Consider the following 19,179-nt stretch of genomic DNA (forward strand, 5'->3'; position numbering starts at 1 on the left):
CGCTGAGAGCAGGCTTTTTTCATATATCATTTATATAGATGCTTTCCAAATTCATATGCTTCCTGCAGATGATTGGTTTGAGCAATTTGCGGCTTCCCATTGGTATCCCCGCAGCCGCCGGCAAGCAGCATTCCTTTATCCTGGAATCCGATATAATGAACCAGTGCAAACTTATAATAGGAAACAGCCTGCTCAAAGGTCCAAAAGAAATTATCGGCTGAAGTCATTAATAAGGCGCAGTCTTTCACCGGATATTTTTCATATCTGCCTAAGGGCGGATTCGGATCCTCTTCTGCTATACAGTAAAATCTTTCGATAAATGCCTTTATTCTGGAAGAAACAGTCCAGAAATAGAGAGGTGATGCAAATACTATGCAGTCTGCAGCTTTTAATTTAGGCAAAATATCGTTAAAAGCGTCTTTTTGAATGCATGGCTTTCCATAGCGGCAGGCATTACAGCCGAGACAGCCTTTTACCTCATGTTTCACCAGTGATATAACTTCAATAGAATGGCCGCTTTCTTCCGCTCCTTTTACAAAATGAGTGATAAGCTGAGCGGTATTTCCATTTTTTCTGCCGCCGCCCTGTATCACAAGAATATTTTTCATTATTCCTATTCCTCCCGAAGTTTGTTTTCTTCTATATTCTATCATAGGTATGAAGGGAAATCTACTTTTGCAAATTATATATACGCTGTGCTGGACGAAAGGACTGGAATTGGATATAATCGAATTATGTAAAATTATAGTAGAAAGGGCAGAAGATTCTAAGAGAAGGTAATACATATGAAATTGGGCAATAAGTTAGAAGTGGGGCAGAGCCAGACCCTGTCTGCAAATCAGGTACAATCGTTGAATATCCTGGCCTATACGAACCAGGAGCTGGATGAATTTCTCACCAATGAATATCTGGAAAATCCGATTCTGGATTGTGTATCCAATAAAGAGGAAGAGATGCTGACCAATGTGGAGCAGCTCTATGAAAAGGGAATCTCCTATAAGGATCACTATATGGAATGGGAAGACGAAGAGATTCAGCGGAAGAATGATATAGCAGCCAAACCGGCGGACGAATTAAAAAGTCTGCTGCTTATGCAGATGGACAAAAAGAAGTATACATCAGGAGAGTGGAAGCTCATACAGTATCTCATAGAATGCCTGGATGAGGACGGATTTTTTCCCTATGAACCAGAGGAGATCGCTGATGCTTCCGGGTTTAGCAGAGAGTCAGTGGAAGCATGCCTCAGGGAATTAAAAGATCTGGAGCCTGCAGGGGTATTTTCCAGGGATATCGGCGAGTGCCTCCTGAAGCAGATAGAGGCGGAAGGATTGGACGACGGAAATCTGTCTGCCATCATCAGAGATTATATGCCGGAGATCATGAAAGGTCACATCGGGGAAGTGTCCAGGAAACTGAAACTGACCACTGCCGAGGTGAAAAAATACATTCATGTTATAGGGGGGCTGAATCCCCGGCCTTTGATGAATGTCCAGAGAGAGTCACCGGAATATATCATTCCGGATGTGATTATTACCCGCCAGCATAACCAGTGGGAGATTCGGCTGAACGACGGCTGGATGGGGGAATACAGGTATAATGAGTATTATATCCGTATGATGCGGGAGGCAAAAGATCCGGAGCTGGCAGCATACTTTAAGGAGAAACTGGAACGCGCCAGGTTTATCGTGAACTGCGTGGAGCAGAGACGGAGTACCATCATCCGCATTGTAGAGGCTGTTTTGGAACTGCAGAAGGATTATTTTGAGAACCGCGGGCAGCTGCAGCCTATGAGCATGTCAGATGTGGCCAAAAAGGTAGATATGCATGTGTCCACGGTGAGCAGAGCTGTGAAGGGCAAGTATCTTCAGTATAGAAATGTAGTTCTGATGAAGGAGTTATTTACCGGAGCTGTGGGGACGAAAGAAGGTGCCGGGGAAATGTCTGCCGATGGGGTAAAAAGCCGGATCGCACAGCTCATTGGAAAGGAAAAAAGTGAAGAGACCCTCAGTGATTCCAGGATCGCGGAGATTCTGAAGGCGGAGGGGACGGATATTTCCAGGAGAACAGTGGCAAAATACAGGGCCGAGCTTGGAATCCCGGATTCCAGGCAGAGGGCGTATGTGAATTGACAATCCAACAGCGCTGCATTAAGATAACAATATGGAGTTAAAGGGTAAAGTTAGCAAATATATAATCACAGGAGGTTAACTATGGATTACTACAATTTAATGGAAAAGAGAATGTCAATCAGAGATTTTAAGGACTGGGATTTGTCTGAGAAGCAGATGGAGGATATCCGGGAACATTTCCAGAAGGGCTCCAGGCTGATTCCCCACATTGACGTAGACCTTGTTCTGCTGCAGAAGGAGGGGGAGAAGCTTCTGGATGGAGTTGCGGGATACAAGGGATTTTTGATTAAGGCGCCGTATTACCTTTTGATCTTATCTGAGGATCATCCTTATGCGGCCCAGAACGCCGGGTACATAGGGGAAGATTTGGTTCTGAAGCTGTCGGAGATGGAGCTGGACAGCTGCTGGGTAACGCTGACGGACAGCGACGCTGTTAAGGATGCCGTGGGGCTTTCTTCTGATAAAAATGTTGCCGCCGTTATTGCATTCGGATATGGGAATTCTCTGGGGGACAGAACACGTCTGGATATTAAGAGTCCTTCTGATATACATGTCATTACAAGAGAAGGGCATCTGGCCCCTAAGATTTGTGTGGAGGATCTGGTATATCTGGAAAAATGGGGACAAAAATCAGACTGGGAAGAGGATGTGATCGATGATACCATGGAGAAGGCCTTCTATGGGGCCAGCATTGCGCCGTCCTTTTTGAATCGGCAGCCTTACCGTTTTATCTATGATTATAACCGAATGATTCTGGCAGTGAAAGAGGATGAGCTGACAGGAGAACACGACGGGAAGCTGAACCAGGGAATTGTAATGTTTCACTTCGCGGCAGTTCTCTCCCAGTGGAGGCCAAGAGAGGTTCAGTGGGTTATGGGAGCTCCGGATAAGGCTTACGGGATACCGGAGGAATATGAGATTGCAGGGTACTGCGAAGTATAACACACTTACATGCGTCAGCGCATCAATCCTTCAAATTGCTGTCTGGATAAAGCAGGAAACCATTGACAGATATGTCCTGATTGGGGTATGATAGTAATCAGAATTTTAAGAAAGATTTTATAGATTATCCCTATAAAGTCAATCTGAAAGCGTGATATTGAAGGAGGATATGAGATGAAAAACATGAAAAGATTTGCAGCTTTTTCCGTAGCTGCAGTATTGGCTGTGTCTATGATGGCCGGTTGCGGTGATGACAAGAAAGACAAAGCAGAAGGCTCTGAGGCGGCAGGAGCAGGAGAGGAGACCTTCTTAATCGGAGGTATCGGCCCTGTAACAGGCGCGGCTGCTTCTTACGGAACCAGCGTTAAGCAGGGAGCTGAGATTGCGATTAAAGAGATTAATGATGCCGGAGGCGTGAAGGTCGGAGACACTACATACAAATTTGCGCTGGAATTTGCAGATGATGAGGCCTCTGAAGATAAAGCGGTTCAGGCGTATAATACCGTTATGGACAAGGGTGCCAATGCGATTATGGGATGTGTAACCAGCGGTGCCTGTATAGCCATTGTGGATCAGACATATCAGGATGGTATCCTGCAGGTGACTCCATCCGGTTCCGCAGAGGGCTGTATTGCCAATGACAATGCTTTCCGCATCTGTTTCTCAGATCCGGAGCAGGGAAAGGCAATGGCAGATTATGCCATCGATACTATGGGACTGAAAAAGATTGCCGTTATCTATAACGCGGCAGATGAATACAGCACAGGCCTTCAGAAAGCTTTTGAAGAAGAAGTAAAAGCAAAAGGCGGAGAGATTGTAGCCAGTGAGGCATTCAACACCAACGATGTTGAGTTTAATACACAGCTGACAACAATCAAAGGTACGGATGCGGAAGCCATCTACGTACCTGCTTACTATCAGGATGCTACATACATTACAAAACAGGCGAAGGATATGGGCATGACACTGCAGTTCTTAGGCTCCGACGGATGGGACGGCGTTCTGGATACAGTATCTGATGCCTCCACAGTAGAGGGATGTGTATTCTCCAGCCCATTCTGTGCAACGGTTGACGATGCAGATGTGAAAAAGTTTGTAGATGCTTATAATGAAGCCTATAAAGCAACTCCTGACCAGTTCGCTGCAGATGCTTACGATACTGTATACACATTCAAAGCAGCCATGGAAGAGGCTGGAAGCATTGAGAGTGCAGATATGATTGAAGCTATGACAAAGATTACTGTCAGCGGAATGACAGGCGATGAGATTACATTTGACGCATCTGGTGCCGCTGTTAAGGAAGTTAAGTTTGTAGAAGTAAAAGACGGAGCATATCAGTACAAAGCAGAGTAGTAGATCTGTAATCCATAGGATGATAGCAAAAGGAGATGGCAACAGCTGTCTCCTTTTACGGCTCCAAAGATATGCAGGATTTAAATATTACGAAAGAAGGTGGAGAAAGTATGGATTTGGTAAACAGTATCCTGGAACAGCTGATTAATGGATTGCGGACAGGAAGTATCTATGCGCTGATCGCTCTGGGATACACCATGGTGTACGGTATCGCGAAGATGATAAACTTTGCCCATGGAGACATTATTATGGTAGGAGCTTATGCACTGTATGTATTTGTAGGGCTCCTGGGACTGCACCCGGTGATTGCGGTTCTGCTCACCATTGTGGTATGCTCAGTCCTTGGAATTACCATTGAAAAGGTGGCTTATAAGCCTCTGCGAAACGCAACCCCTCTGGCGGTACTGATAACGGCTATTGGTGTCAGTTATCTTCTGCAGAACCTGTCGCTGCTCATTTTTAAGGCAACCCCCATCCCGTTTGGTTCTATTATCAGGGTTCCGTCTGTAAAGGTGGGGAGTCTGAATATCTCAGGGATCACGATTGTGACGCTGGTAGTGACGACAGTTTCTATGATCGCTCTGACTCTGTTTATCAACAAGTCAAAAGCGGGCCGTGCTATGAGGGCCGTATCGGAGGATAAGGGAGCGGCAGAGCTGATGGGAGTAAACGTAAATCAGACCATTTCCCTTACATTTGCTATCGGGTCTGCACTGGCAGCAGTAGCGGGTATCTTATTTATCTCACAGTATGAGACTCTGCTTCCCACTATGGGGGCACTGCCTGGAATCAAAGCCTTCGTTGCGGCAGTTCTCGGGGGAATCGGCAGTATTCCCGGCGCTATGCTGGGGGGAATCATCCTTGGAATTATAGAGTCTCTTTCTAAGGCATATATATCCACACAGCTGGCAGATGCAATCGTATTCGGCATTCTGGTCATCGTGCTTCTCGTGAAACCCTCTGGTTTGCTGGGCAAACTGAAGATTGAGAAAGTGTAGGTGAGACAGATGAAGATAAACAAAAAGACCATAATTAATGTTATTATAGCAGTCGGTGTCTATGCCGTGGTTCAGGGCCTTATCAGCGGGGGTATGCTGAGCAGACAGATGACATCACTGATTATTCCTATCTGTGTGTATGTTATGATGGCAGTATCCCTCTGTCTGGTGGTAGGATTTCTGGGAGAACTGAGTCTGGGGCATGCAGGGTTTATGTCTGTAGGGGCTTATTCCGGTGCTCTTTTTCTGACACATACAGAGCTTCCCCAGCTTCCGGCGGTTCTTATTGCCCTTCTAATCGGGGGAAGCGCTGCGGCAGTCTTCGGCCTTATCATTGGCGTGCCGGTGCTCAGGCTGAAAGGTGACTATCTTGCCATTGTGACGCTGGGATTTGGAGAGATTATCAAATCTATTATCAACTTTATGACACCTATTACCGGGGGAGCAAAGGGGCTTTCCAAGATTCCCCTTTACACCACATACCGTAACTTTACCTTTGTATTTATTCTGACAGTTGTTGTAGTGCTGCTGGTATCCAACATTGTGCGCTCACGTCACGGACGTGCAATCACTTCTATCCGTGATAACTACATTGCAGCGGAAGCTGCAGGGATACCTGTGAGCCGGTATAAGATTATGACGTTTGTAATAGCAGCTTTTTTTGCCGGTGTCGCGGGTGTCGTATATGCCGGAAACATCGGTATATTAAAGCCAGTGAACTTTGACTATAATACTTCCATTGAGATACTGGTTATGGTGGTACTGGGAGGAATGGGTAATATCAAGGGATCCATCGTTGCAGCTGTAATCCTCACAGCACTTCCGGAGGTACTTCGGGGAGCGGCGGATTACCGTATGCTTCTGTACTCTATCGTGCTGATTGCACTGATGCTGTTTAATAATTCCCCCATCAAGCGCGCTTTCATGGACAGAAGAAACATGCGTCAGGCGGGCAGACTTCAGAAGGAGGGAGAATAAGCATGGCTTTATTAGAAGTAAAGAATCTCGGGATCTCCTTCGGGGGGCTCAGAGCAGTTGACAATCTGAATATGACCATAGAAGAGGGCAGCCTGGTGGGGCTGATCGGACCAAACGGTGCGGGGAAAACCACAGCCTTTAATCTTCTCACCGGCGTCTACCAGCCTACGGATGGTACGATTAGCCTGAACGGGGAAAAGATTGTGGGGAAAAAGCCTGCCGAGATCTGTCAGAGCGGTATTGCCAGAACCTTTCAGAACATCCGCCTGTTCAGCAAGATGAGCGTGAAAGACAATGTAAAGGTGGCTCTCCACAATCAGATTACCTATCGGCTGGCGGAGAGCATGCTGCATTTGCCCGGGTATTTTAAGCGGGAAAAGGAGATGGATGAGAGAGCAGGAGATATCCTGAGAGTTTTTGATCTGGAGCAGTTTTCAGAGACTCTGGCGTCCAATCTTCCTTACGGAAAACAGAGAAAGCTGGAGATTGCCCGCGCGCTGGCGACCAATCCCAAACTTCTTCTGTTAGATGAACCTGCTGCCGGGATGAACCCCAATGAGACAGCGGAGCTGATGGAAACCATAGAACTGATTCGTAAGCAGTTTCAGGTGACGATCCTTCTGATTGAACACGATATGAAGCTGGTGGCGGGAATCTGTGAATATTTGTATGTGCTGAATTTTGGCACGGAGCTTGCCAATGGAACCCCGGAAGAAGTACTGAACGATCCCAGAGTTATCACAGCTTATCTGGGAGAATAGGAGGAGGAGACCGATGGCAATGTTAAAAGTAACAGACCTGATAGTAAATTACGGCGTAATCCAGGCGATTAAGGGAGTCTCTTTCGAGGTAAATGAAGGGGAAATTATTGCCCTGATTGGAGCAAACGGCGCGGGAAAGACGACGATCCTCCAGACCGTAACAGGACTGATCAGTCCCAAATCAGGCAAAATAGAGTTTGAAGGAAAAGAAATCACCAAGACTCCGGCACACAAGATTGTGACCCTGGGTATGGCCCATGTACCGGAGGGCCGCCGGGTATTTGCAGATTTGACTGTATATGAAAACCTGATAATGGGCGCCTATACTAGAAAAGATAAAAATGAGATCAATGAGAGCATCCGTGAGGTGTACCAGCGCTTTCCCAGGCTGGAAGAGAGAAAAAACCAGCTGGCAGGCACCTTAAGCGGCGGAGAACAGCAGATGCTGGCTATGGGCAGGGCATTAATGTCTCATCCCAAGATTATACTTATGGATGAACCGTCCATGGGGCTTTCCCCAATCTTTGTAAATGAGATATTTAAAATTATTCAGGATGTAAGCGCAGGCGGTACCACTGTACTGCTGGTAGAGCAGAATGCAAAAAAAGCATTGTCTATCGCGGACCGCGCCTATGTGCTGGAGACGGGCAGCATTGTTCTGGACGATGAGGCGTCTGTGCTCATGGAAGATGATTCGATTAAAAAAGCATATCTAGGAGAATAGGAGGGGGACTTATGGAACATCTGGTTTTTACCATTGCCCGGCACTATGGAAGCGGGGGGAATACCATCGGCCATATGCTGGCCCAAAACCTGGGGATTCCCTGCTATGAGAGGGAGATTCTCCGTCTGGCCTCCGATGACAGCGGGATAAATGAGAGACTTTTTAACGAGGCGGACGAGAAGCTGAGAAGTAATCCCATTTTTAAAAGAAGAGGGACGAATGTATACAAAGGAGAGCTGATTCCACCAGGCAGTGATGATTTTGTATCCAATGACAACCTGTTTTATTATCAGGCTAAGGTGATGAAGGATCTGGCCCAGTCACAGTCTTGTGTTATGGTAGGCCACTGTGCCGACTTCGTGCTGAAAGAGTATCCCAATGTGGTGCGGGTGTTTATCCATGCGCCATGGGATTACTGTGTGGCCCGCTGTATGGAGAAAAATGATATAGATGAGCGGGAAGCAGAGAAGTACATCGAAAAGGTGAATAAGTATTTTGGAGATTATTATTACTACTATACAGGGAACTACTGGAACGATGCGAGGAATTATGATTTGTGCCTCGACAGCAGCAAGATGAGCTGGGATGAGTGCGTGGAGGAGATCAAGTCCTACACGAAAATCCGGTTCAGGGAAGAACTCTGATTACGCAGGTGATATAAGACCCGGGAGCGGAGATCAGGTGGGAGACCACTGGACTCTGCTTTTGGGTCTTTTCAGCAGTTACAGGGATATATACCCTGGTGTGAGGAGAATACATATGAAGAAAAGACGAACAGGCAGACGATATTTTGCGGCCTTAGCTGCAGCAATTACTCTTCAAAGCATGGCGGTGTTCTGTGTCTGGGGGGCAAATCAGACAGCACCGGACAGACAGGATACAGAGGCAGAAGGGAAAGAGGAACAGACGCCTCAGACCGGTCTGTGGCACCAGGAGGAGAAAGGGCGCTGGTATGAGATGCCGGACGGCACAAGGCCGGCTTCCTGCTGGATGTTTATTGACAATGTATGGTATGCGTTTGACGGAGACGGCTGGGCAAGGACAGGGTGGTTTCAGGAGGGAAGCAGATGGTATTACCTGAATCAGGACGGTGGTATGGCAACAGGCTGGCTGCTGAATGGAGGCCAGTGGTACTACCTGAGAGAAAATGGTGCCATGGCCACGGGCTGGCTGCAGGAGGGGAGTACCTGGTATTACCTGAAAAGCAGCGGTGCGATGGCCACGGGCTGGCAATGGATCGGCCGCTCCTGGTATTATCTGAAAGGAAACGGAAGTATGGCCACGGGCTGGCTGCAGGAGGGGAGTACCTGGTATTACCTGAAAAGCAGCGGTGCGATGGCCACGGGCTGGCAATGGATCGGCCGCTCCTGGTATTATCTGAAAGGAAACGGAAGTATGGCCACGGGCTGGCTGCAGGAGGGGAGTATCTGGTACTATCTGAAAGACACCGGAGCCATGGCGACGGGCTGGCAGCTGGACGGAAGTACCTGGTATTATCTGAAAGGAAACGGAAGTATGGCAACAGGCTGGCTGCAGGAGGGAAACACCTGGTATTACCTGAAAGGAAGCGGAGCCATGGCCACGGGCTGGCTGCAGAAGGGAAGTATCTGGTATTACCTGAAAGGAAACGGAGCCATGGCGACGGGCTGGCAGCTGGACGGAAGTACCTGGTATTATCTGAAAGGAAACGGAAGTATGGCAACAGGCTGGCTGCAGGAGGGAAACACCTGGTATTACCTGAAAGGAAGCGGAGCCATGGCCACGGGCTGGCTGCAGAAGGGAAGTATCTGGTATTACCTGAAAGGAAACGGAGCCATGGCGACGGGCTGGCAGCTGGACGGAAGTACCTGGTATTATCTGAAAGGAAACGGAAGTATGGCGACGGGCTGGCAGCTGATTGGGAATACCTGGTACTATCTGAAAGGAAACGGGGCTATGGTTACCGGCTGGCAGCTGATTGGGAGCACCTGGTACTATCTGAGGGACAACGGGGCCATGGCCACGGGTTGGATCCAGCTGGGGAATACCTGGTATTATCTGAAAAGCAGCGGAAGTATGGCGTCTGACGAGTGGATAGGGAACTATTATGTGGATAAGAGCGGTGCATGGATCCCGAATAAGGCGAGAGGGAAGCTTATCGCCATAGACGCAGGGCACCAGTTAAAAGGAAACAGTGAAAAGGAACCCATAGGACCGGGAGCGTCAGTAACAAAAGCAAAGGTTACCGGAGGGGCGAAGGGAACTGCCACGGGACTGTACGAGTATGAACTGAACCTGCAGGTATCATTGAAATTAAGAGATGAGCTTAAGGCCAGAGGATATGAAGTTTATATGATCCGTGAGACGAACAATGTAAATATCAGCAACGCGGAAAGGGCCAAGATGGCCGCCCGCGCCGGAGCGGATATCCTGGTGCGCATCCACGCCAACAGTGATTCCAGCAGCTCGGCCAACGGTGCCCTCACAATTGCACCTTCTAAGAACAATCCGTATATCAAGGGACTTGTAAACGATTCCCGGCGTCTTTCCCAGAATATCCTGGACAGCTTCTGCGCGGCAACAGGTGCGAAGAACAGAGGGATTCTTACCTCTGACGAGATGAGCGGGATAAATTGGAGCACAGTGCCTGTCACTATCGTTGAGATGGGATTCATGAGCAATGCTTCTGAGGACCGGAGGATGGCGGATGCAGGATATCAGAAAAAGATGGCAAAGGGAATTGCCGACGGGATAGATAAATATTTTAACTAGGGGAGGAGAACAACGAGGGTATGAAGAAAAAAGCATTTAGGGCGGCATTTCCGTATACCATACCAATCTGTGCAGGCTTTATGTTTCTTGGAATCGCATATGGAATCTTTATGCGGAGCAAGGGGTTTGCCTTCTGGTATCCTATGCTAATGAGTGTCACGATCTTTGCGGGCTCCATGGAGTTTGTGGCAGTCAGTCTGCTGCTTTCACCTTTTCAGCCATTTTATGCTTTGCTTCTGGCACTGATGGTGAATGCACGGCATCTGTTTTACGGCATATCCATGCTGGAAAAATACAGGGGGACAGGCAGAAAAAAGTGGTATCTGATCTTTGGCATGTGCGATGAGTCCTTTTCTATTAATTGCACCACAGACCCTCCGGCAGGCATAGATCGGGGATGGTTTATGTTCTTTGTAACTCTCCTGAATCAATGTTACTGGTTTGCAGGCGCAACTGTGGGTGCAGTGCTGGGGGGATTCCTCCACTTTGACACCAAAGGTCTGGACTTTGTGATGACAGCTCTGTTTGTAGTGATCTTCCTGGATCAATGGTTTTCTTCCAGGGATCACTTCCCTGCAGTGATTGGAGTGGGGGCCACAGCCGTCTGTCTGTTTCTGTTTGGACCGGACAATTTTATTCTGCCGTCTATGGCAACAATGCTGGCCATACTGACCATTTTGAGGGGGAGGCTGGAGAAGAAAGAAGGTGACGTATGTCTTTAGCACAGCAGATGATAACCATAGGCATGGTGGTACTGGGAACTATGCTTACCCGCTTTCTGCCTTTTATGATATTTCCGGATAATAAGCCTATACCCAAATACATTCAGTACCTGGGCAAGGTACTGCCCTACAGTGTGATCGGGCTTTTGATTGTGTACTGCCTCAAAGGAGTATCCTGGACTTCCCCTTCCTACGGGCTTCCGGAGATCATTTCTATTGCAGGAGTAGTCTGCGTCCACCGCTGGAAGAAGAATATGCTGCTTTCTATTGCCACAGGCACGGTACTGTATATGATTCTGGTGCAGGCAGTTTTCTGATCCAGAGCCTTGTTGGATGCCAAAAAGGGTTGTATAATGAAGAAAAAGCAGGAAAACAGTGCGGACAAATCTTCAGAAAAGGCAGATGAGTACTATGGAAGAGACAAAAGACAGTACCTTGATACAGCCCGACCTGAGACGGGGACTTACTTCGGAACAGGTGAGGCAGAGAAAAAAAGATGGCCTGCAAAATGAGCAGGAGGATAAGAACAGTAAAAGCATAAAACAGATCGTCAGAGACAATCTCATGACGTTTTTTAACTTGATAAATATTATTCTGGCCGGACTTGTAATCTTCGTGGGTTCTTTTAAGAATCTGCTCTTTATGGGGATTGTAATCTGCAACACCGGCATCGGAATTTTTCAGGAGATACGGGCCAAGAAGACACTGGACAAGCTGTCACTGATTACTGCCACTAAGGTTAAGGCAGTGAGGGACGGAAAGCAAAGAGAGATCCCTGTGGAGGAGGTCGTGCTGGACGACATTATGCTTCTGGGTGCGGGAAATCAGATCTGTGCGGACGCCACAGTGAGAGAGGGCATGCTGGAGGTAAATGAATCCCTCATCAGCGGAGAGTCGGATATCATTGTAAAACGGCAGGGGGACCAGCTCTTTTCCGGAAGTTTCGTGGTGTCCGGACAGGCGATGGTACAGGTAATCCATGTGGGGACAGAGAATTTTTCCTATAAGATCATGTCAGAGGCCAGAGCATTTAAAAAGCATAAGTCAGAGCTTCAGAAGTCCATAGACGTGATTCTAAAGATTATCGGTATTTTGATTATTCCTCTGGGGGTAGGGATGTTCTACAGCCAGTATGCGGTTGCCCACGCCTCCTTTGGGGATGCTGTGGTGAACATGGTAGCCGCAGTTTTGGGCATGATCCCGGAGGGATTGGTACTGCTGACCAGTATCGCCCTGGCCGTAGGCGTTATCCATCTGGGAAAACATAATACTCTGGTACACGAGCTTTTCTGTATAGAAACCCTGGCAAGGGTAGATGTGCTCTGTCTGGATAAGACGGGAACACTCACGGAAGGGCGCATGAAGGTGGAGGATGTGATCCCTCTGGAAGAAGTTCCGGTGGATGAGATTTTGGGAAATATGCTTCACTGTCTGAAGGATAACAATGCAACCTTTATGGCAATGAAGGAATATTTTCCGGATCGTGCGGATTACACTGCCGTGCACACCATACCATTTTCCTCTGCCAGAAAATACAGCGGCGCATCCTTTCAGGGGAAGGGTACCTATCTGATAGGGGCATATGAATTCATGTTCCCCCAGGAGAAGGAAGAAGATTCCCTGAAGTATCAGATTGATCAGCATACCAGGAAGGGCATTCGGGTGCTGGTTCTGGCCCACAGCGAGGAAATTGCGGAGGAGAATGAACTGCCGGAGGATATGATTCCCTGTGCCATTATACTTTTAAGTGATATCATCCGGGAGGATGCGAGAGAAACCTTGAAGTACTTTGCGGACAGGGATGTACGGCTTATGGTGATATCCGGGGACAATCCGGCTACAGTTGCCAATATTGCGAAAAAAGCGGGACTTGCAGATGCAGATTCTTACGTGGATGCAACCACACTGGAGTCCGATGCGGCTCTGGAGGCTGCGGTTGAGAAGTATCACATATTCGGCCGTGTGACACCGGAACAGAAGAAGAAGATTGTGCTGGTCCTGAAAAAACAAAAACACATTGTGGCAATGACCGGCGACGGGGTAAATGATGTTCTGGCGTTAAAAGAGGCAGACTGCAGCATTGCCATGGCGGCAGGAAGCGATGCCGCTAAGAACTGTTCCAATCTGGTACTGCTGGATTCTAATTTTAGTTCAATGCCTTACATTGTAAAAGAGGGGCGCAGAGTTATCAATAATATTCAGAGTGCCGCCTCTTTGTTCCTGGTAAAGACGATCTTTTCCCTGGTACTGTCTATTTTCACTTTGATTTTTGCCTGGCAGTATCCCTTTATTCCCATACAGCTTTCTGTCATCAGTATGTGCGGCGTGGGAATTCCTACCTTTATTCTGGCGCTGGAGCCCAATTTTAACCGGGTGAGAGGAGACTTCCTGAGAAACGTGCTGCAGAATGCTCTCACGGGGGCGCTTACCATTGTGGCAGAGGTGATTCTTATCACAATCCTCTGCGGGTATCTGAAGTCTGGCACGGCTGTGCGATCTACTATGTGTGTGCTGGCCACAGGTGTGGTCAGCCTGTATATGATCCGGAAGGTGTATCCCCTGCAGTCGAAGCTTAGAAAGGCTGTCTACTATGCCATGTTTGGCATGTTCTTCTGCTGCCTGTTTGTGCTCCCGGCACTGTTCAGTGTGGAGAACATACCGTTCCGGGAAATGATTGTTTTGCTTCTCCTCCTTATTTTTACTCCTTACCTCATAGACGGTATTTACGGCGCCATGGAGGGGGTCAAATCCTGGTGGCGGAAGATGAGGGTAAAATGGAAAGAAAGAGAACACTGGAAGCCGGACAGCTAAGGCAGGTCGGTGCTGCTTTACCGGGGGAGCCCTGTACCAGGCTCCCCCGGCGGAATGACAGGATAGAGGATGAAGAAATAGGTATAATTTACGTATTTATTCATATAATAGAAACAGATACAGCAGAATTACCCCTATGCTTGACAAAGAATATAGATAGGACTATAATAGGGGAGTGATAAGAAATTGACGCGGGGTGGAGCAGTCTGGAAGCTCGTCGGGCTCATAACCCGAAGGTCACAGGTTCAAATCCTGTCCCCGCTACTAAAAAAGAAAAGTCAGGACATTGATGTCCGGGCTTTTTTTTTAACTCTGCCGGCAGCTGTCCCCATAAAACCAGGTGTACAAATAAGAAATTGTAGCTTATACTATATATTATAAATGAGTTTATACGGACAGTTACACCGATACCTGACACAGGAAGAATTGGGAGGAACGAGATGGCAAAGTACAAGTGCAGACAGTGTGGTTATATTTATGATGAAGAGGAGCAGGGGAAACCGATCCGGGAACTGGATTCCTGTCCCATATGCAGCCAGCCGGCGGGGATCTTTGAAAAGATTGGGGAGGCGGTGCAGGCTGCGCCGATGCCGGGAGCGCAGAGACGGGATCTGGATTACCCGGCCGAATATGCGAGGCTTGATGAGTCCTGCCGCTATATGAAGGAGATTCATGAGATGGCGGTGTCGGGCAAACCAATCATTGAGGCTATGGGGACCAGAATGGATATGCCCGGATGGGATGATATTCTGATACTGGGGGCCCAGCTGAACCCAATGCCGCTGGATGAACATGCAGAGGTGAATACTACCACCGTGATCGGAAAGCATGCAAAAAAGCCTATGGTCATAGAAAATCCGGTATACATATCCCACATGTCCTTCGGCGCCCTTTCCAAAGAGACAAAGGTGGCCCTGGCCAGAGGCAGCGCCATGGCACAAACCGCAATGTGCAGCGGAGAGGGGGGAATACTCCCGGAAGAGATGGCGGCAGCCTACAAATATATTTTTGAATATGTTCCCAATCTCTACAGTGTAAACCCTGAAAATCTAAGAAATGCCGATGCCATAGAAATTAAAATTGGGCAGGGTACCAAGCCGGGAATGGGAGGACATCTCCCGGGGGATAAGGTTACGCCGGAGATTGCCAGGATCCGAAATAAGCCCCTGGGAAAGGACGTGATAAGTCCCTCCAGATTCCCTATGATACAGTCCAGGGAAGATTTGAAGGATCTGGTAGATCAGCTCCGGATGGCTTCTGAGGGGAGACCTGTGGGAATTAAAATCGCTGCGGGACGGATTGAGAGGGATCTGGAATTCTGCGTCTATGCCGGACCTGACTTTATAACCATCGACGGAAGGGGCGGGGCTACAGGCGCCAGCCCAAAATTGGTCAGGGATTCGACCAGTGTTCCCACGGTTTATGCTCTGTACAGGGCCAAAAAGTATCTGCAGGAAGCAGGAGCCGACATTGATCTGGTTATTACCGGAGGGCTGAGGGTATCGTCCGACTTTGCGAAGGCCATAGCCATGGGAGCGGACGCGGTGGCAGTGGCCTCTGCGGGGTTAATTGCCGCGGCCTGTCAGCAGTACCGCATCTGCGGCACAGGGAAATGCCCGGTTGGAGTGGCAACCCAGGATCCTGCACTGAGGGCCAGATTCCAGGAAGATGCAGCTGCGGCCCGGGTGGCTAATTTCCTGAACTGCACCCGTGAGGAACTGAAGACATTTGCCAGGATCACGGGACATGAGGACATTCATGAACTGGATACGGAGGATTTGTGTACCATCAGCAGAGAAATATCTGAGTATACGAATATCAGACATGCATAAAAAAGATTCAGGGGCGGCAGATACTCGGCCGCCCCGTCAGTTAGTGAGGAGTTAAGCGAATGGCAGAGATTAAAACAATAGGAATTATCGGGCAGGGGGCTTTGGGGGTCATGTATGGTCAGCAGCTCACCCGGCACTTGGGAAAAGAGCGTGTGTTTTTCATCGCAGATCCCCGGAGAATTGAAAAATACCAGAGGGAGGGGATCTACTGCAACGGAGAGAAGACAGAGTTTCAATATCTGACGCCGGATACGAAAGGGGTACAGGCTGACCTGCTTATCTTCGCGGTAAAATATACGGCCATTGAGGAAGCCCTGGACGATACCGCAAACTTTGTAGGGGATTCCACTATTCTGTTATCTCTGCTCAACGGCATCGCAAGTGAGGAGCAGATTGGAGCCAGGTACGGGGAGGATAAGATACTGTACTGTGTGGCCCAGGAGATGGATGCCCTGAAAGAAGGAAACCAGTTCAGCCATACCAATATGGGGACATTGGTTATAGGAAACCGGGATAACAAGAGGGATGAGAGGCTTTCTTCCGTAGAGAATATACTCAGAGAAGCGGAGATTCCGTATCTGATTCCGGAGGACATTATGCACTGCCTGTGGAGCAAGCTTATGTTTAATACGGGGGTCAATCAGACGGCGGCGGTATATGCCTGCAATTACCGGCAGATGCAGGAGGAGGGGCAGATCCGTGACACCGCTCTGTCTGCTATGGAAGAGGCAAGGCGCATCGCAGAAGCGGAGGGAGCAGTGATTACAGACCGGGAGTTTGCAGAGTGGATGCAGATCCTTGGAAGGCTGAATCCGGAAGGCATGCCGTCCATGCGGCAGGACACCAAGGCTAAGCGCAAAACAGAGGTGGAGCTTTTTTCGGGAACCCTCAGGAAGCTGGGAAAAAAGCATCACATTCCTACACCGGTCAATGACTGGCTGTATGAGAAAATACAGGAAATAGAGCATGTCAGAGAGATGGGCGGAGGAGACTAAAAACCATGAGGATGAAACTGGAAGAGGGACGTCCCCTTTATGTGCAGGGGCGCCCTGAGAAAGAGATACGGACGTATAAGCTCCTGGAAGAACTCCAGATTCCTTTTCAGAGGCTCGATCATGAGCCGATGTACACCATAGATGCCTGCAGGGAAGTAGACCGGCTTCTCGGAACAGAGATATGTAAGAATCTGTTCCTGTGCAATTCCAATAGGACGGAATATTATCTTTTGCTGCTTCCGGGGAGAAAGAAACTTATAACCAAAGAAGTATCAGGGAAGCTTGGCACAACAAGACTTTCCTTTGCCGGGGAAGCAGAGATGGCTGACTATCTGGATCTGACTCCAGGTTCAGTTAGTGTTATGGGACTTATGAACGATACCGGGTGCAGGGTACAGCTGGTAATTGACCGGGAGGTTAAGGAACAGGCATCATTTGCCTGCCATCCCTGTATCAATACCTCAAGTATTCTGCTGTCTACAGAGGATCTCCTGGAGAAATTCCTTCCCGCAGTGCATCATGTGCCCGTATTTCTGGATCTATAGCGGATGCAGCCGGGAACCAAAAAAACATGTAAAATAATAGACAAGAAAAAGCGGGTGTCACTGGTAAAACTTGACAAAAATAGTGGAAATGTCATATTTTGTAGAAACTTAATAGATTTGTAATTGAATCTTTTCCTAAAACCTTGTATCATAAGAGAGTAAATAAGGGACTGAAGAAAAGAGAAGAGGTAACAATGAACATAGATGAGAGAAACTTGGATCCGGAAGAAATAGAATATCAGCGAAGACGGGCAGAGAGGATGAGAAAACGGAGAGAGGCCCTGAGGCGGCAGCTGTTTATCAGAAAGTGTATGCGCCTGGGTGTGATAGCCTTTCTTCTTGTATTGATCGCAGGTGTGGGAGGTTATAAGCTTATAAGCTTTATCGGCGGCAAGACCAAGTCCGGGAATGCGGGGGTTGTAGATGTACAGGCCAAAACCCCGGACGATCCCAGTGAGGCGGCCCGGCAGCCGATCCGGGATGCCGATAATATGGAAAAGCTGGCAGCACCGTCCACCGGATGGCAGACCGATGACAGGGGAACCTGGTATCAGAATGCGGATGGCTCTTTCTATGTAAGCGGATGGAAGGAGATAGACGGCAACCAATATTATTTTGATGACAGCGGATACATAATCAAGGATGACTGGCTGGAAAAGGACGGGGAAGATTTTTATTTCAATGCAGACGGCCAGTATGATGCCGCTGTTAAAAAGCCCATGGTAGCCCTTACCTTTGATGACGGACCGGGAAAATATACGGACAGGCTTCTGGATGTGCTGGAGGCCAATAACTCGAAGGCTACATTCTTCCTCCTGGGCCAGAATGCAGAGAAGTTTCCGGAACAGGTAAAGCGGGAAAAGGACCTTGGGATGGAGATCGGCAACCATACGTATGACCACCAGATTCTGACGAAGATAGATATCGGGAATGTAAGCAGTGAAGTGTCACAGACAAACGAAGCGATCAAGAATATTATCGGGGAACCGGCAACTGTAATGCGTACGCCTGGAGGAGCCCAGAATGCTGATGTTTTAGCTCAGATTGGGATGCCGGTTGTTCTGTGGAGTATTGATACAAAGGACTGGAAGACAAAGGACGTACAGAATACCATAGACGTTACGCTGAATAATGTGCAGGATGGTTCTGTTGTGCTGATGCATGATATCCATGAGTTTACGGTTGAGGCAGCGGAGCAGATAATACCTGCATTGGTAGAAAAAGGGTATAAGCTGGTTACCGTGAGTGAGCTGGCAAAAGCCAAGGGAATTACCTTGGAAAACGGCAAGTCGTATTCCTACTTCGGAGAAGGGGAGCAGACGGTAGAATAATAGAAATAATTACATAAACAAAGGGGGCTGTGAAAAAATGGAGTTGCTCTAACTCCATTTTTTCAGCCCCTCTTTATTTTGTGGAAAGCGTAAGAAAAAAGCAGTAAAAAGCGCATAATCCCCCTTACCCCAACAAACGTGCGCTCTTTCTTCTTTAAGCCACTTCCCGGAGTCTCATCTGCTTATTATAGATTTTATAGAGATTATGGCCGATAGAAACAAGAAATATCTCTACTCTTACCGAATCCAGTCCTCTTCTTACAATTCGCTTATACCTTCGGTCGTATTTGATGATTCCAAATGTCCC

At 48.2% G+C, this 19,179-nt stretch carries 19 protein-coding genes and 1 tRNA gene; 18 read left to right on the plus strand and 2 right to left on the minus strand.

Translation table 11 applies throughout. The features are described from left to right. Positions 1–26: 26 nt before the first annotated feature. Positions 27–608 (minus strand): flavodoxin family protein, encoded by a 582-nt coding sequence (locus BUA56_RS19515; protein ID WP_072854457.1) that lies wholly within the window; start codon positions 606–608, stop codon positions 27–29. Between the two features lie 177 nt (positions 609–785). Here BUA56_RS19515 and rpoN point away from each other — a divergent pair, with 177 nt between their 5' ends. From rpoN to BUA56_RS19605, 18 genes are all read left to right on the plus strand, one after another. Then, a complete protein-coding gene (gene rpoN, locus BUA56_RS19520) occupies positions 786–2,129 on the plus strand; it encodes an RNA polymerase factor sigma-54 (RefSeq protein ID WP_072854458.1) in 1,344 nt (447 codons plus the stop codon). 81 nt (positions 2,130–2,210) lie between these two features. Beyond that, positions 2,211–3,071, plus strand: coding sequence for a nitroreductase family protein (locus BUA56_RS19525; RefSeq protein ID WP_072854459.1), 861 nt, complete (start codon positions 2,211–2,213; stop codon positions 3,069–3,071). 174 nt (positions 3,072–3,245) lie between these two features. Continuing rightward, entirely contained in the window at positions 3,246–4,424 is a 1,179-nt protein-coding gene (locus BUA56_RS19530; protein ID WP_072854460.1) for an ABC transporter substrate-binding protein, read from the plus strand. A gap of 71 nt (positions 4,425–4,495) precedes the next feature. Beyond that, positions 4,496–5,422, plus strand: coding sequence for a branched-chain amino acid ABC transporter permease (locus tag BUA56_RS19535; RefSeq protein WP_423241206.1), 927 nt, complete (start codon positions 4,496–4,498; stop codon positions 5,420–5,422). A 9-nt stretch (positions 5,423–5,431) separates the two neighbouring features. Continuing rightward, on the plus strand, positions 5,432–6,400 hold the full coding sequence (locus BUA56_RS19540; protein ID WP_072854461.1) for a branched-chain amino acid ABC transporter permease: 969 nt from the start codon (positions 5,432–5,434) through the stop codon (positions 6,398–6,400). A 2-nt stretch (positions 6,401–6,402) separates the two neighbouring features. Beyond that, positions 6,403–7,161 carry an ABC transporter ATP-binding protein gene (locus BUA56_RS19545; protein WP_072854462.1) on the plus strand — a complete coding sequence of 253 codons (759 nt, stop codon included), beginning with the start codon at positions 6,403–6,405 and terminating at the stop codon, positions 7,159–7,161. Positions 7,162–7,174: 13 nt separating this feature from the next. Further along, positions 7,175–7,885, plus strand: coding sequence for an ABC transporter ATP-binding protein (locus tag BUA56_RS19550; protein ID WP_072854463.1), 711 nt, complete (start codon positions 7,175–7,177; stop codon positions 7,883–7,885). 11 nt (positions 7,886–7,896) lie between these two features. Next, complete coding sequence (locus BUA56_RS19555; RefSeq protein ID WP_072854464.1) at positions 7,897–8,529, plus strand: cytidylate kinase-like family protein; 633 nt, start codon at positions 7,897–7,899, stop codon at positions 8,527–8,529. Positions 8,530–8,644: 115 nt separating this feature from the next. Beyond that, positions 8,645–10,636 (plus strand): N-acetylmuramoyl-L-alanine amidase, encoded by a 1,992-nt coding sequence (locus BUA56_RS19560; protein ID WP_072854465.1) that lies wholly within the window; start codon positions 8,645–8,647, stop codon positions 10,634–10,636. A 20-nt stretch (positions 10,637–10,656) separates the two neighbouring features. Further along, positions 10,657–11,358: an AzlC family ABC transporter permease gene (locus BUA56_RS19565; RefSeq protein WP_072854466.1), complete on the plus strand. Its 702-nt coding sequence runs from the start codon at positions 10,657–10,659 to the stop codon at positions 11,356–11,358. After that, positions 11,349–11,675, plus strand: a complete 327-nt coding sequence (locus BUA56_RS19570) for a branched-chain amino acid transporter permease (protein ID WP_072854467.1) — start codon at positions 11,349–11,351, stop codon at positions 11,673–11,675. Before BUA56_RS19565 ends, BUA56_RS19570 begins: the two co-directional genes overlap by 10 nt. Positions 11,676–11,769: 94 nt before the next feature. Next, positions 11,770–14,169, plus strand: coding sequence for a cation-translocating P-type ATPase (locus BUA56_RS19575; protein ID WP_072854475.1), 2,400 nt, complete (start codon positions 11,770–11,772; stop codon positions 14,167–14,169). Beyond that, positions 14,133–14,348: a hypothetical protein gene (locus BUA56_RS19580; RefSeq protein WP_072854468.1), complete on the plus strand. Its 216-nt coding sequence runs from the start codon at positions 14,133–14,135 to the stop codon at positions 14,346–14,348. Before BUA56_RS19575 ends, BUA56_RS19580 begins: the two co-directional genes overlap by 37 nt. 11 nt (positions 14,349–14,359) lie before the next feature. After that, positions 14,360–14,433: transfer RNA gene (locus BUA56_RS19585), tRNA-Met, on the plus strand. 176 nt (positions 14,434–14,609) lie between these two features. Beyond that, on the plus strand, positions 14,610–16,001 hold the full coding sequence (locus tag BUA56_RS19590) for a glutamate synthase-related protein (protein WP_072854469.1): 1,392 nt from the start codon (positions 14,610–14,612) through the stop codon (positions 15,999–16,001). Positions 16,002–16,060: 59 nt separating this feature from the next. Beyond that, a complete protein-coding gene (locus tag BUA56_RS19595) occupies positions 16,061–16,996 on the plus strand; it encodes a ketopantoate reductase family protein (RefSeq protein ID WP_072854470.1) in 936 nt (311 codons plus the stop codon). Positions 16,997–17,001: 5 nt separating this feature from the next. Then, positions 17,002–17,541 (plus strand): prolyl-tRNA synthetase associated domain-containing protein, encoded by a 540-nt coding sequence (locus BUA56_RS19600; protein ID WP_341443522.1) that lies wholly within the window; start codon positions 17,002–17,004, stop codon positions 17,539–17,541. 194 nt (positions 17,542–17,735) lie between these two features. Further along, positions 17,736–18,872 (plus strand): polysaccharide deacetylase family protein, encoded by a 1,137-nt coding sequence (locus BUA56_RS19605; RefSeq protein ID WP_072854471.1) that lies wholly within the window; start codon positions 17,736–17,738, stop codon positions 18,870–18,872. A gap of 154 nt (positions 18,873–19,026) precedes the next feature. On the opposite strand, the gene BUA56_RS23930 is transcribed toward BUA56_RS19605, so the two are convergent. After that, a complete protein-coding gene (locus BUA56_RS23930; protein WP_278320879.1) occupies positions 19,027–19,167 on the minus strand; it encodes a transposase in 141 nt (46 codons plus the stop codon). Positions 19,168–19,179 lie beyond the last annotated feature (12 nt).

Source organism: Lactonifactor longoviformis DSM 17459 (assembly GCF_900129135.1).
GTDB lineage: Bacteria > Bacillota > Clostridia > Lachnospirales > Lachnospiraceae > Lactonifactor > Lactonifactor longoviformis.